This is a genomic window from Umezawaea tangerina, from assembly GCF_003002815.1.
GTDB classification, from domain to species: Bacteria; Actinomycetota; Actinomycetes; order Mycobacteriales; family Pseudonocardiaceae; genus Umezawaea; species Umezawaea tangerina.
On the sequence record NZ_PVTF01000008.1, the window covers coordinates 386,631 to 400,195 of the forward strand.

12 protein-coding genes and 1 pseudogene are annotated in these 13,565 nt (G+C 69.8%); 7 read left to right on the forward strand and 6 right to left on the reverse strand.

The annotated features are described in order from the left end of the window. The first annotated feature begins 173 nt into the window (after positions 1 to 173). The 6 genes from CLV43_RS27230 to CLV43_RS27255 all read left to right on the forward strand — a co-directional run bounded on the left by CLV43_RS27230 (position 174) and on the right by CLV43_RS27255 (position 6,644). The gene (locus CLV43_RS27230) at positions 174 to 656 is read left to right on the forward strand and encodes a C-glycoside deglycosidase beta subunit domain-containing protein (protein WP_281262180.1); all 483 of its coding nucleotides are present in this window, start codon (positions 174 to 176) and stop codon (positions 654 to 656) included. Beyond that, positions 653 to 1,450 (forward strand): sugar phosphate isomerase/epimerase family protein, encoded by a 798-nt coding sequence (locus CLV43_RS27235; protein WP_106190296.1) that lies wholly within the window; start codon positions 653 to 655, stop codon positions 1,448 to 1,450. Before CLV43_RS27230 ends, CLV43_RS27235 begins: the two co-directional genes overlap by 4 nt. Next, positions 1,447 to 3,042 carry a GMC oxidoreductase gene (locus CLV43_RS27240; RefSeq protein WP_106190298.1) on the forward strand — a complete coding sequence of 532 codons (1,596 nt, stop codon included), beginning with the start codon at positions 1,447 to 1,449 and terminating at the stop codon, positions 3,040 to 3,042. Before CLV43_RS27235 ends, CLV43_RS27240 begins: the two co-directional genes overlap by 4 nt. Before the next feature lie 46 nt (positions 3,043 to 3,088). Then, on the forward strand, positions 3,089 to 4,369 hold the full coding sequence (locus tag CLV43_RS27245) for an MFS transporter (protein WP_106190300.1): 1,281 nt from the start codon (positions 3,089 to 3,091) through the stop codon (positions 4,367 to 4,369). A gap of 48 nt (positions 4,370 to 4,417) precedes the next feature. Beyond that, on the forward strand, positions 4,418 to 6,049 hold the full coding sequence (locus CLV43_RS27250) for a hypothetical protein (RefSeq protein ID WP_106190301.1): 1,632 nt from the start codon (positions 4,418 to 4,420) through the stop codon (positions 6,047 to 6,049). 232 nt (positions 6,050 to 6,281) lie between these two features. After that, complete coding sequence (locus tag CLV43_RS27255) at positions 6,282 to 6,644, forward strand: histone-like nucleoid-structuring protein Lsr2 (protein ID WP_425445778.1); 363 nt, start codon at positions 6,282 to 6,284, stop codon at positions 6,642 to 6,644. 196 nt (positions 6,645 to 6,840) lie between these two features. On the opposite strand, the gene CLV43_RS27260 is transcribed toward CLV43_RS27255, so the two are convergent. The 6 genes from CLV43_RS27260 to CLV43_RS27285 all read right to left on the reverse strand — a co-directional run bounded on the left by CLV43_RS27260 (position 6,841) and on the right by CLV43_RS27285 (position 12,562). After that, the gene (locus tag CLV43_RS27260) at positions 6,841 to 7,218 is read right to left on the reverse strand and encodes a Dabb family protein (RefSeq protein ID WP_170156028.1); all 378 of its coding nucleotides are present in this window, start codon (positions 7,216 to 7,218) and stop codon (positions 6,841 to 6,843) included. 132 nt (positions 7,219 to 7,350) lie between these two features. Next, on the reverse strand, positions 7,351 to 8,370 hold the full coding sequence (locus CLV43_RS27265) for an LLM class F420-dependent oxidoreductase (RefSeq protein ID WP_106190305.1): 1,020 nt from the start codon (positions 8,368 to 8,370) through the stop codon (positions 7,351 to 7,353). Then, on the reverse strand, positions 8,367 to 9,185 hold the full coding sequence (locus CLV43_RS27270) for an SDR family oxidoreductase (protein WP_170156029.1): 819 nt from the start codon (positions 9,183 to 9,185) through the stop codon (positions 8,367 to 8,369). The genes CLV43_RS27265 and CLV43_RS27270 overlap by 4 nt, the downstream gene beginning before the upstream one ends. Next, positions 9,139 to 9,942 carry an amidohydrolase family protein gene (locus CLV43_RS27275; RefSeq protein ID WP_170156030.1) on the reverse strand — a complete coding sequence of 268 codons (804 nt, stop codon included), beginning with the start codon at positions 9,940 to 9,942 and terminating at the stop codon, positions 9,139 to 9,141. The genes CLV43_RS27270 and CLV43_RS27275 overlap by 47 nt, the downstream gene beginning before the upstream one ends. Positions 9,943 to 10,113: 171 nt before the next feature. Then, the gene (locus CLV43_RS27280) at positions 10,114 to 11,700 is read right to left on the reverse strand and encodes an AMP-binding protein (protein ID WP_170156031.1); all 1,587 of its coding nucleotides are present in this window, start codon (positions 11,698 to 11,700) and stop codon (positions 10,114 to 10,116) included. Between the two features lie 76 nt (positions 11,701 to 11,776). Continuing rightward, positions 11,777 to 12,562, reverse strand: a complete 786-nt coding sequence (locus CLV43_RS27285; protein WP_106190312.1) for an AraC family transcriptional regulator — start codon at positions 12,560 to 12,562, stop codon at positions 11,777 to 11,779. Positions 12,563 to 12,701: 139 nt separating this feature from the next. Between CLV43_RS27285 and CLV43_RS27290 the strand changes: the two are divergent. Continuing rightward, positions 12,702 to 13,364 (forward strand): annotated as a pseudogene (locus CLV43_RS27290) (NmrA/HSCARG family protein); the annotation flags it as partial. Positions 13,365 to 13,565 lie beyond the last annotated feature (201 nt).

Here is a 13,565-nt window from a genome sequence, read left to right on the forward strand (position 1 = left end):
CCTCCAGGTCGTTTTCGCGAAAACTGAGTCAATCGTATTGCCCGATTTGACCACTTGTCAAACCGATCAGTCCCGCCTTCGCGCTAAACATCCCGTTGACACGGAAATGGGCCGGTGCTAGCTTTCACGTTCACTAGACCAACCAGTTGGTACAGTTGCTGGAGGCCAGGTAGATGCCCATCGAGACACCGCACCGCGCACCTCGGACCAACAGGGACCAGGCCGACCGGGCCAAGCAGGGGATTCGCGTCTTCTCCGGACTCGGCCAACGCGACCTGCTCGCTTCGAATCGGCTCGAGACCGCAGGTCCCGGCTGGCGAATGCTCATCCGGAACCCCTGGTACACCGGCACGCACCTGTCCACCGTGACCTCGATGAGGATCACGGTGAACGGTCATCCCGTGCCCGAGGAGAACACCCTGATCTCACTGCGCGGCCAGACGCTCCCCATCGCCTGCGCCAAGGCCATGCACGAACTGTGGTGGGGCATGGGCGAGGTCGCGGAACTGTTCCTGACCGACCCCGCCTTGAGCGGGGTCCTCGCCGAGAAGAACGTCGTGAACATCGACATCGACATGCGCACCACGTTCAGCTACGGCTTTCCCGACGACACCCTGCCGTACCGGTTGACCGGCGAGATGGAGTTCGAGAAATGAAACTGGGACTCAGCCTGTACTCGTTCGGCGCGGACGTCCACGCGGGCCGCATGGACGTCTACGACGCCATTCGCGCGGCCGCCGAGATCGGCTGCGACGGCGTCGAGATCATCGCCGAACAGCACATCCCGGGGTGGCCCAACCCCAGCCTGGACGACCTGACCGCCATCCGCGAGCTCGTCGCGTCGCTGGGCATGGAGATCTTCTGCTTCAGCTGCTACTTCGGCAGGAACGTCCGCAGCGACCGCCCGCAGACGCAGGACGAGATGGTGCACCACGCGAAGCGGATGATCGCCATGACGAGCTACCTGGGCGCGAAGGTCATGCGTCCCGCGTTCAACGCCAGCCCGGTCGGCATCCTGGTCGACTACGTCACCAGCGTCCTGCCCGCACTGGAGAAGTACGGCGTCATCTGGGGCGTCGAACTGCACGCCCCCCACCCTCCCGAGTACTACCTGGAGGCGCTGGAGGCCGTCGACTCGCCGTGGTTCCGGCTCGTCCCGGACTTCTCCTGCTGGCAGGGCCCGAACGCGCCGGGCCAGATCCACCCCAACGAACTGTCCACCTTCGAGCCGCTGCTCGAGTACACCGTGCACTGCCACGCCAAGGCGCACATGTTCGACGAGAACGGCGACGAGCCCAACACGCCCTACCGGGAGCTGATGGGCATGCTCGCCGACCACGGGTTCGACGGCTCGGTGGCGGGGGAGTACGAGGGCTGGTTCATCAAGGACGTGCCCTCCGAGCGGACGGCGCGCACGCTGTTCGCCCTCCTGGAGAAGCACGGCCGATGACCACGACAGCGAACACCGGCCCCGTCTTCGCCGGACCGCGCACCCCTCTGCCGATCCCCGCGCAGGTCGACGTGCTGATCGTCGGCTCCGGGCCGAACGGGGCCACCTACGCCCGCGTCCTGAGCGAACACCACCCCCGCGCCCGCATCCTGATGGTCGAGGCCGGGCCGCGCCTCACCACCGTCCCCGGCCTGCACACCCGCAACATCACCGACCCCGACGAGCTCCGCCGCACCGTCGTCGGGTCCGAGGGCGGCGACTCGACCCGTTCCGCCGAAGTCGGCACGCACCTGCGCCAGGAACGCGCGGGCGCCGTCCCCGCGGCCGGCACGTTCTTCGTCGACCGCGACGCGGCAGCCCGCAACGACGCCGGCACCCTCCCCGCCGCCGCGCTCTCCTCCAACGTCGGGGGAATGGGCCGCCACTGGGCCTGCGCGACACCGGACCCGCACCCGGCGGAGCTGCCGCGGTTCGTCCCCCGCGAGGAATGGGCGCGGGTCCTGGACCGGGGCCGTCGCCTGCTCGGGGCGAACGACGGTCCGCTGACCACCGCGGCCCACTGGGCGGAATGCCTCCGCAGGGTCTCGGCCACCTTCGACGCCTCCCTCCCCGCCGACCGCCGCTCGGGCAACATGCCCGTCGCCCGGCGGAGCACACCGGACGGCTCCGTGCACTGGTCGGGCAGCGACACCATCCTCGGCGCACTGGCCACCGAACCCCGCGACACGTTCACGATCGCCGCGGAAACCCTCTGCACCGCACTGCACGAGGAGGACGGCCGCGTCCGTGCCGCGACCCTGCGGTCCCTTGTGGACGGATCCACGACGACGGTGGCCGCCTCGGTCGTGGTCGTCGCCGCGGACTCGCTGCGCACCCCGCAGCTGCTGTGGAACTCAGGCATCCGGCCACCCGCCCTCGGCCGCTACCTGGGCGACCACCTCGTGATCGCGGGCTCGTTCACCCCGGAGTACCTGGACGCCCCCGAGGACATCTCCGAGATCTTCGGAGCGGGCCGCAGCCTGAACAACACCACCGGAACGGCGTCCAACGGCCTGGGCACCATCCCGTTCAACCCCGACACCCACCCCCTGCACAGCCAGTTCGGCCAGGCCGCGGTCCAGCGTGAAGGCAGGCCGCGTCCGGTGGGGGTGACCATGTTCGGCTACATGCTGCCCAAGCAGGCGCGCTACGAGGACCGCGTGCGCTTCCGCGCCGACAAGAGCGACCGGTACGGGATGCCCGCCATCGAGTTCGACTACTCGCTGACCGACCGCGACCACGAGCTGGCCGACCTCGCCACCGCCAACGTGGTCCGCGCCGCCGAGGTGCTCGGCGCGTCGGACGTGACACCGGTGAGGCAACCCCACGGCATGTCGCTGCACTACCTCGGCACCGTCCGGATGGGCGCCGAGGACGACGGGACCTCGGTCTGCGACAGCGGTTCACGGGTGTGGGGGTACGACAACCTCCACGTCGCGTGCAACGGCGTGATCCCGGCCGACCTGAGCTGCAACCCCACCCTCACCAGCGTCGCCATGTCGGTCCGGGGCGCCATCGCGGCCTCCGCCGTCCTCGAAGCCGCCATGGCCTGAACCGACCCTCCCACCAGCCACCGGACCGCCGTGTGAAGGAGCACCCATGTCCGTCGCGTCGCACGAACCCGAAGCCACCACCAACGACCCGCACGACGGGAGAGGACTCCCCGGCCTGCGGGAGAACCGCCTGTTCCCGCTGCTGTCCACGCTCGTCCTCACCGCGGTCGTGCTGTTCCTGTTCTGGTCCGCGTTGTCCTCGGTTTTCCTTGCCCTGCAAGTGAAGCAGCTCGACCCCGAAGGCGCCGCGGGCGGACTGGCCAAGGTCCTGGCCGTCGGCGCGATCGGGGCCCTGCTCTCCGCACCGCTCGCGGGCGCGCTGAGCGACCGCACCCGCAGCCGGATCGGCGGACGCGGACCCTGGATGCTCGGCGGCGCCGTCGTGACGCTCGTGCTCGCGTTCCTGATCGGCCGCGCCTCCAGCACCACCGAGCTGATGGTCTACTGGACGCTCGTCCAGGCGAGCACCAACTTCATCTTCACCCCGCTGCTCGTGCACATCCCGGAACGGGTCCCGCTTGCCCGCCGCGGGATCTTCTCCGCCGGCTTGGGCCTCAGCCACCTCGGGGGCATGCTGCTCGGCTCTGCGGTCGGCGCGGCCTTCGCCACCAGGCTCACCGTCGGCTACCTCCTGGTGAGCGTGCTGCTGGTCCTCGCCGTCACCGCCTTCGTCCTGGTGAACCGCCGCTCCAACGTCGGCACACCCACGTCAGCCTTCCGCCTCGGGCCCCTGCTCAGGACGTTCTGGGTCAACCCCGTCAAGCACCCCGCCTTCGGGCTGGTGTTCCTGGGCAGGTTCCTGTTCATGACCGGGTTCTTCCCGACCACCGTGTACCTGCTCTACGTGCTGCAGGACTACCTCGGCCTCGGCGACGCGGCGGTGGCGCGCATGCCCGCGGTCAGCCTCGCCAGCCTGGTCGGCTCCCTCATCGGCACACCGCTGGCGGGCTGGCTGACCGACCGCCTGCGCGCCACCCGCCCGTTGATCTACGCCAGCTCGGCCATCATGGTCGTCGCCTTCGTGCTGCCACTGGTGTTCCCCACGTTCATCGGCCTGCTCGCCTACAGCTTCCTGATCGGACTGGGCTTCGCGTCGTTCGGTGCCGTGGACTACGTCCTGATCACGAAGGTGCTGCCGTCCCAGGACGACGCGGGCAAGGACCTCGGCATCATCAACATGACCACCACGCTCTCCCAGACCCTGGGGGTCGGTGTCGCCGGCGCGCTGATCGGCGCCGTCGGCTCCTACGCCGTCCTGTTCCCGCTGGGGATCGTGCTGGTCTCGCTGGGCGCGGTGTGCGTGATGTTCATCAAGGGCGTGCGGTAGCGCCCTGCTAGCCTCCACGCCACTGTTCCCGACCTGGTGGGACCACCCGTGTTCGACGCTGACGACCTGCCCGCCTTCGAACCGCTTGAGCTCGACGACGAGAGCGACGGCGACGACGTCGAGCGGCCGCCGTTGCGCGGCACCACGACACCGCCCGCCGGGGTGCACGACGTGGACTGGGCCGCCCTAGAGGACGCGTACGGCACGGCCCACATGACTCCGTGGTTCATCGAGGCGCTCACGAGCGACGACGCCGGCGACCGGGACTTCGGTGTCTACGGCCTGTACTCGGCCACCACGCACCAGGGCTCGGTGTACACGGCGTCGGAGGCCGCGATCCCGTTCCTGGCCGAGCTCGTCCGCCGCGACACCCCGTCGGCGTTGGTGTTCCTGGCCAGGATCGCCGTCGGCGAGACGCACTTCGTGACCCGACCCGACGACGTCGCCAAGGCCACCAGCGAGTACGCGGGAGCCGTGGCCGAGTTCGCCGCCGACGTCGAGGCCATGTGGACCCGCACCGGCGACGAGGAGGCGTTGCGGCTGCTGGTCCTCCTGGGCCGGGAACCCAAAGAACTCCCCGCGCTCACCCCGGACGCCACCGCGGGTCTGTGCTTGGCCCACGCCTTCCTCGCCGCACGGGACAACGACGTCACCCCCGGCACCGCGAAGCACACCGGCCCGAAGGTGGACCACCTCGCCGCCGCGCGAGACCTGATGACCAGCAGCCCGTCGCTGCACGTGCGAGGCGCCGCCGCGGCATGCCTGGTCTACTCCGGATTCCCCGACGACCACGCGTTCGCCCTGCTCCACCACCTCGCGCAGGGCGAGTACCCCGTGCTCGACGCGTGGACCGCGGATCTCGCCGACCTGGCCGCCTCCGCGTGGACCTTCGGCACGGACGACGACGGGCTGCTCACGGCACCCGACAACACCCTGCCGAACCTCTACTCCCGACTCCTCGAACGCATGGCCCGCCAGTTCCGCCCCAGCGGCGACGCCTACCGCCCGCTGTCACCGGACGAGGTGACGCCCGACCAGCGCACCACCCTGGAGACCGCGCTGCGCGCCGCCCCGGAGGCGATCACCGGCACCGACGCCTCCTACCTGTCCATCGACGCCCCGGCGACACTGGCCGCGACCCACCGCCTGCTCGGCACCGCCACCGGCGAACTCACCCGACGCACGTCCCGAGGCCTGCTCTGGTACGTCCTCGAAACCGACCTGCTCGCCCAGGGCCACCAGGAACCAGCCCTCACCGCCCTTGCCGAAGTAGACGCCTGGACCGCCCTCGCCGAGGTGTTCGCGCCCAGACAGCCGAACGGCACCGAAGAGTCGATCACCCTGACCGTCCGCCACCTCAACGGCGACCCGAACGCCGCGACGCTCGCCCTGTGCTCGACCTTCGCCGACGCCCTCACCGACTACCGCCCCCAGGCGGAGGCGTTCCTCGACGAATGGCTTCCGACTGTGTCCGAAGTGGACGGTTACGACCTCGCGTTCAAGGTGCCCGCCCAGCGCATCGGCACCGCACTGACCGCACTGGCCCGATCGGGCGAACTACCGACGCGCTTCCACCCGATGATCAAGCCCTACCACCGCTTCCCGGAGCACTCCCGGATTCCGCTGCCGCTGCTGCGCGAACTGGCAGCTGTACTGCCGCCGGACATCGCACCCGTCTGATCCGACGACATCGGAACATCCACCTGTCCAGGTCACGACAAGCGGTCGCCACCCCCGCGATGATCACGAGGTCGGCGTGGTCCGGTCCGCCGCGTCGAGCCGTCCGGAATCGTCCGGATTCCTTGTCGCCGGAAGGGTGTCGGAACGACGATGACGCGCACAGGCAGAGCCAACGGCGATGTGCTGCCACGACCCCGGACACCTTGGTGGAAGACCCCGCACACGGGGGTGAGTGGGCGACGACCACCTTGAATGGACATCGATGGCTTATCGCACGGTTACCGAGTTCGTCGACGACCTCGACGGTGGCGAAGCCCACGAGACGGTGACCTTCGGTCTGGACGGTGTCCACTACCGGATCGACTTGTCGGAGGCCAACGCGACCAGGCTCCGTCAGGAACTCGCCCTGTTCATCCGGCACGGTCGGCGCGCGGAAAGCACACGCCGTTCTCCCTCCGCGACAGGCGCTTCAGCCGGAGAAGCCGCCCGCAACCGGCAGATCCGCTCCTGGGCCCAGGCCGCCGGACTCCCCATCAACTACCGCGGACGCATTCCGGCCGAGATCACCGCGATGTTCCGCGCGAGACACGACTGAGCAACCACGGACCACCGTCCCGTGAAACAGCAACGCGGGACACGACCCGATCCGGTGCCGGGCTGATTCCGCCATCGCGGCCCCGGCCGCAGGGACCCTGGTGGCCCCGATCGCCCGGCTCATCGCCGCGCACGAGAACCCATCTGCGAGTCCCACGGGCACACCTGGGCGGACCGGGGTCGAATCTCGGCCACGATCAGATGCTCCCAGCTTTTGGCTGTGCGGAGGTTCCAAGGGGCGATTCGGTCGGCTCATCCTGCGTGGCGGATTCCGAGGCTCTACCAGTGTCGACGCTGATGGTCTTCAACTCACCAAGCGCGGACATCGCCTTGCGCCGAACGGACTGGTGCAGGTCGTCGGCGAGATAATCGTTCCTGCCTTCCAAATCGTCGAACGTAACGATGGCGGCATGGGTGAACGGGGCAGACGACTCCGGAAAACCACGGTTCTCGCCGATCGAGACGTCCTTGACAGCGGGGATGGTGGCGAAACTCCGGATACCCTCCAGGATCTCCTCCACCTCCGCTTGCGGCGAGTCCTTCCGGAACCAGAAGAACAACAGGTGGTGAATCACTACGCACTCCTCACCCTGATGGCCGACCTTCTCGGTCTGCTGTTCAGCGAGGTCGCCCTGACCCCTGTCGCCCGCACCGACTTCGGGCCCACCCACCGCGCCTCCGTGGAGGCGGGACCGGTGTGAGCCCGCTCAGGCCACCCACTCCTTGAGAAGACGCACCAGTTCGGCGGCGTCGTCACCGACAGGGGTCACCTGGAGGTCGGTCACACCCGATTCCCGGAAGGCCTCGACGCGTTCCTTGACGTACGACGCCGGGCCGACGAGATTGGTGCGTTCCAGCAGTTCGAGCGGTACGGCGGCCTCGGCCTCCTGCTTCTTGCCGTCGAGGTAGAGCTCCTGGATCCGCCGGGCCTCGTCCTCGTAGCCGTACCGACGAACGAGGTCGTTGAAGAAGTTCTCGCCGCGACCGCCCATGCCGCCGACGTAGCGGGCGAACACCGGGCGGACGAGGTCGAGGACGCCCTTCACGTCTTCTCCGATGGCCACCACGCCACCGGCCACGACCTCCAGCGGCGCGAGATCCGCGGAGCGCGCGGCCACGCCGGCGGCGAGCGCGTCTCCCCATACCCGAGCGGCGTCCTCGGGCGAGTAGAGGAACGGCAGCCAGCCGTCGGCGTACGACGCGGCGCCCTCGACCGACTTCGGGCCCAAGGCGGCGAGGTAGATCGGGACCGCGGGACGCGGCGGCCTGCTCATCAGCTTGAGCGGCCTGCCAAGGCTCCCAGGGAGCGGCACCTGGAAGGACGGGCCGTCGTGCTCGATCGGCTCACGGCGCAGGGCGGAGCGCATGATCCCCACGACCTCCTTGGTCCGACCGACGGGTCGGGCGTAGGGCACGCCGTGCCAGCCCTCGACGACCCGCGGTCCGGAGGCGCCCAGGCCGATGACGGCGCGGCCGCCGGAGACGCTGTCGAGGCCCGCTGCGGTCTGGGCGAGCAGGGTCGGCGTGCGGGAGTAGACGTTGAGGATCGCCGACCCGATCTCGACGGTCGAGGTGCGCGCCGCCAGGTAGCCCATCAGCGTCGGGGAGTCGAAGCCGTAGCCCTCCCCGACCCACACCGTGTCGAGCCCGGCGGCCTCGAAGGCAACGACCTGCTCCGCGGCCGCCCGTGGATTACCTCCGTGGGCCAGCATGGTCGACAGCCTCACGACCGGGACCCCTTCGGTGCGGGAGCCGCGGAGTCGAAACTGGCGCCCATCCCGATGCTGGCGCCTCCGTCGACCGGGGTCACCGTGCCGGTCACGAACCTCGCGCCCGGCGAGACCAGTGTGGCGACGAGGTCCGCGAACTCCCGGGGTGCGCCGATGCGACCCAGCGGCGCCGTGGTCCCCAGCCGCTCCTTGGACAGTTCGGGCTGACGTTCGATGGTCTTGGCGAGCAGCGACGTGTCGAAGTAGCCGGCCAGCAGCGTGTTGACGCTGATGTCCTGCGCACCGACCTCGAGTGCGAGGGTCTGCGCGTAGCCGATCACCGCCGACCACACCGTCGTCGGCGCGGCCATGCCGACCGCGGGACGCCGGGCGACCGCCGACACGACGTTGAGGATGCTGCCGCCCTCGGCCGTCATGTGCGGCAGCGTGGCCCGCACGGACCTGACGACGTAGAAGAAGTGCCGTTCGAAGGCCTGCAACCAGACCTCGTCGGTGAGCTCGGAGATCCGCCGGATCGGCGGCCCGCCGTCGTTGGTCACCAGCACGTGGACGGCGTCCCCGAACCGCTCCAGCGTCGAGGCGGTCACCCCTTCCAGGTCCGCGGCGCTCGAGCAGTCGGCGGCCAGGCCGAGGACCCGCTCCTCGCCGTACCTCTCGGCGAGCTGCCTCTCCGCCGCGGCGACCTTCTCCGCGCGCCGTGCGAAGAAGGCGACATGGGCGCCCTCAGCCAGGAGGCGCTCGGCGATCGCGAAACCGAGCCCGTCGCTACCGCCACCGACGATGGCGACCTTGCCGGTCAGTCCCAGGTCCATCACGCCACCCGATCCCGGCGAGGAAAGCCGCGGCATTGCCCGTGAAGACGTCGTCGAGGACGTCAGCGGAATAGCCCTGCTCGCGCCACTCGGCGACCAGCCGCTCGTGGCTGAGCATCGGGTAGTCGGCGCCGAAGAAGACGCGCTTGCGCAGCCGCTTACCGATCTCGCGCTTGAGCTCGTCGGGGAAGTAGCGCGGGGACCAACCGTGGAGCTCCATCCAGACGTTCCCCTTGTGCAGGGCCGTCGCGATCATCTCCGACTGCCAGGGCCAGGCCACGCGGCCCGCGATCACGTTGAGCTCCGGGTGGCGCGCGGCCACCCGATCGACGTACCGCGGGTGGCCGCCCTCCAGGGTGATGCCCATGCCGCCGCGGGTGCCGGCGCCCGTCGCCGACATCCCGACGTGCATCAGCACGGGGCGGCCGGCCTCGCGGCACAGGTTCAGGCAGGCCTCCCAGCCCGGCTCGTCCGGCGTGCCTGCCGCTGTGAACGAGTGCACCGCCAGTCCGATCAGCCCTGGTCCGTCGCTGAGACAGCGCTCCAACTCCTTGACGTGGGCCGGCTGCGTGGGATCGATGCCGATCCAGTGGCCGAGGACGACATCGGGGTACCGGCGCGAGAAGTCGAAGGCGTAGTCGTGCTGCTCCCGGACGGCGCCGACCTCCAACGTGTAGGTGAAGGCGAAGTCCAGCATCACCCGTGCGTTCGCCGTGCGGAACTGCTCGGCCTGCTCCTCGTCGCTGACGAAGCTCATGCCCCACTTGAAGTAGCCCCGCAGCGCTTCGCGGTCCGCCGCGGTTTTGTAGGGACTGCCTCGCCACCCTCGTTCGGTGCCCCAGTGGGAGTGGAAGTCGATCAGGCGGGGGGCCGTGTCCGTGCGCAACGCTGAGCGCCTTTCCTCGATGCTGCGGGTGGGTCTGATGGGTCAGTGGACGTTGCGCGTCGAGTCGCGCCAATAGGGAGCCCGCAGTGCCTTCTTGTCGACCTTCCCGACAGCCGTCCGGGGCAGCGAGTCGACGACCACGACCTCCTTGGGCGCGTACATCGAGCCCTTGACCTGCTTGACGAAGGCCTGGAGAGAGCGCCCGTCGATCTCCTGCCCCGAGCGGGCAACCACGAATGCGGTGACGATCTCGCCCCACCGCTCGTCGGGTACGCCGATGACCGCGGCCGAGCTCACCGACGGATGGCCGGTCAGGATCGTCTCGACCTCGCTGGCGTAGATGTTGAAGCCGCCGGAGATGATCATGTCCTTCTTGCGGTCCACGATGTAGAGCAGACCCTCGTCGTCCTGGCGAGCGAGGTCGCCGGTGTGGAGCCAGCCGTTCTTCAGTGCCTCGTCGGTCTGTTCGGGCAGGTTCCGGTAGCCCGACATGACGCCGCGGTTGCGCATGACGATCTCGCCGACCTCGCCCACGGGTACGTCGTGGCCGCCGTCGTCGACCAGCCGGATGCGGTTGCCGAGGACCGGCCGGCCGCAGGAGCCGAGCCGCTCGAGGTCAGTGGTCTCGTGAGCGGCCTTGGGCAGCACAGTCCCGATGCCGGTCGACTCGGTCTGGCCGTAGATCTGGGAGAAGACCGGCCCGATGCGCTCGCGCGCCTCGGCCAGTCGCACCGGCGACATCGGCCCGGTGGCGTACCAGATCACCTCGAGGCTCGACAGGTCCCTGGTCTCCGGCCTGGCGTGGTCGAGCAACGCGTAGATCATCGTCGGCATCCCCATGAGGCAGTTGACGCGCTCCGCCTCGATCACGTCCAGGAAGCGGCCGGGCTCGAAGCCCTGCTCGACGACGACCGTCCCACCGCGCAGCAGGACCGGCACGACGCTGAGCACGGTGGCGTGGGTGAGCGGTGCCGCGGCCAGGAAGCGCGGCAAGTGCGGCTGCTCGAAGTCCACCAGGTGCGAGAGCGCGATCTGCGCCATCGCCCGGTGCGGCAGCATCACGCCCTTGGGCCGACCGGTCGTGCCGCCGGTGTACTGCAGCCACGCGATGTCGGACTCGGTGGCCGGCCCGGCATCGAGCGCCCGTGCGGCGTAGGACTCGCCCTCGGGCAGACCCCCGTCGGTCGGCACCACCAGCAGGTGGCGCAACGAGTCGACCTGGTCGAGGACCTCCCGGCCGTGCTCCTCAAGAGGCGCCGACACCACGAGCACGACTGCCTCCGCGTCCTCGCAGACCACGATGTGGTCCTGCATCGAGGCCAGGGCCTGGAGTCCCGTGAAGCGCCCTCCGAGGAGGTAGGTCGCGGCCTGCACGATCCAGGACTCAGGCATGTTCGGGCTGAGCATGGTGACGCCCACGCCCAGACCAACGCCGCGCCGGCTGAGCGCACCCATGTACTGCGCGACCAGGTCCCGCACCTGGGCGTAGCTCAGTCGCCGGTCGCCCGCGACGAACGCCTCCGACGAGCTGTGCCGCGTCAGCGACTGGACGATGAGGTCGCTCAGCGTCGCACCGGCCGAGGCCGTCGATGCAGGCGAGGCGCTCTGGGTGGTGGCGGAGGGAGTCACCCACCCAGCGTGTGCTCCCGCACCATTGGGCTGCCACCGATGTTCCGCCAGGAATTACGGCTACTCCGCCGGCCCCTCATCCATGGGAGCCGCGGGAGGACCGGGCCGACGAGCGATAGCCCCCTGGTGTCTGACCGACCAGCTCGGTGAAGGCGTCGATGAAGCTGCTGGGGTTCGACCAGCCCAGCCGGATCGCCGTGGCGGTGACCGAGGCACCGTCGTCGAGTTCGATCAGCGCCCGCTGGATGCGCAGCAGGGTGCGCCACTGGTGGAAGCTCATCGACAGCTCGCTGCCGAACAGCCGGCTCAGGGTGCGTTCGCTGGTGCCGGCGCGGTGGCCCAGCTCGGCCAGGGTCGCCGGGCTTGCCGGGTCCACGTGGAGCAGGTCGGTGACCGCCTTGAGACGCCGGTCGCTCGGCTCCGGGAGGCGCAGCGGCTCCTGTGCGGCGCGGGCGAGCTCGGCGAGCACGACGTCGATCAGCAGCCGCGCACGAGGACTCTCCAGCGGCTCGCCCTCGCTCATCAGCGCCAGGTAGGCCTCGCGCAGCAACGCGCTCGCCACGAAGACCGACGGCTCGGCCGGCAGCTGTCCGGTCAGGGCCACGGGCAGCGACAGCACCCGGATGTCCGTCTCGCCGTACGCCTTGCTGCTGTGCACCGCGAAGGGCGGCACCCACATGATCCGACTGGCCGGCGCCACCCAGGTGCCCGCCCTGGTCGCTGTGACCAGGGCTCCGCGCGCGGCGTAGCGGAGCTGGCCGTAGTCGTGGAAGTGCGGGGCCACGTCGGCGCCATGGGCCAGCGCCGCCGACAACGGCGCGTCGTCGGTGCAGAAGGTCGGCTCGCCGCTGGGGTCGGACATGCGGTTGAGGCTACCCACCGCTGGCGGGTTATCGGAAGAACCTGGCGTGATACCAGTGGCGCGCCTGAAGCCGCAGACCGCACCATGGGGACATGTCACAACAGATCAAGGTCGAGGCCGCTGGTGAAGGGTGGCAGCGATGAGCACGAAGACCACCGGCACGATCGCGGTCTTCGGCGCGACGGGCCGACAGGGTCGGGCGGTGGTCGACGCGCTGCTGGACCACGAGGCCCCGGTTCGGGCCCTGGTCCGCGACCCGCAATCCGACCGGGCTCGGGCGCTGGCCGCTCGGGGCGTCGAGTTGGCGGCCATCCGGACCGACTTCCCGGCATCACTGGCCGCCGCGCTGACGGAGGTCGAGGCGTTCTACTTCATGACCCCGGAGGCGAACAACCTCGAAGAGGTCGAGACGGAGATCCGCATCGGCACCGCTCTCGTCGACGCGGCGGTCGCGGCACGCGTCCCGCACGTCGTGTTCAACTCGGTCATCGGCGCGGACCGGGCGTCGGGTGTGCCGCACCACGACTCGAAGCACTCGATCGAGGATCACCTGAGGAAGTCCGGCCTCAGGGCCACGATGGTCCGCCCGGCCCCCTTCATGGAGGAGATGGCGCCGAGCCTGGAGCACGGGGAGATCGTGCTGAGGCTGCCGCTGCCGGAGGACGCCGCCCTGAAGATGATCTCGATCAGGGACATCGGCCGGGTCGTCGCGGCGCTCCTGCTCGACACCGCGGAGGCACCCGGCGGGGCTGTCGAGCTCGTCGGCGACGAGCTGACGGGCCCTCGGATCGCTGCGGCGTTCGGCGCGCGCGCCGGGCTCCCGGCACGATACGAGGCCCTCCCCTTGAGCGTGCTTCCCAGCGAGCTCGACAGGGGATGTTCCGCCAGTTCGCGGAGCTGGCGGAACACCCGTCGGATCTTGCGGCGGTGCGGGCGATCGAACCGGCCACCCTGGACCTGGCCGAGTGGATCCGATCCACCGGTTGGACCGCGCCCGCAAACG

Excerpts from the sequence above, each read along its gene's own strand:
- CLV43_RS27270 (WP_170156029.1), bottom strand. The coding sequence starts at position 9,185 with ATGGACCTGGGACTGACCGGCAAGGTCGCCATCGTCGGTGGCGGTAGC.
- CLV43_RS27285 (WP_106190312.1), bottom strand. The coding sequence starts at position 12,562 with ATGTCCGACCCCAGCGGCGAGCCGACCTTCTGCACCGACGACGCGCCG.
- CLV43_RS27245 (WP_106190300.1), top strand. The coding sequence starts at position 3,089 with ATGTCCGTCGCGTCGCACGAACCCGAAGCCACCACCAACGACCCGCAC.
- CLV43_RS27230 (WP_281262180.1), top strand. The coding sequence starts at position 174 with ATGCCCATCGAGACACCGCACCGCGCACCTCGGACCAACAGGGACCAG.
- CLV43_RS27240 (WP_106190298.1), top strand. The coding sequence starts at position 1,447 with ATGACCACGACAGCGAACACCGGCCCCGTCTTCGCCGGACCGCGCACC.
- CLV43_RS27275 (WP_170156030.1), bottom strand. The coding sequence starts at position 9,942 with ATGAGCTTCGTCAGCGACGAGGAGCAGGCCGAGCAGTTCCGCACGGCG.
- CLV43_RS27235 (WP_106190296.1), top strand. The coding sequence starts at position 653 with ATGAAACTGGGACTCAGCCTGTACTCGTTCGGCGCGGACGTCCACGCG.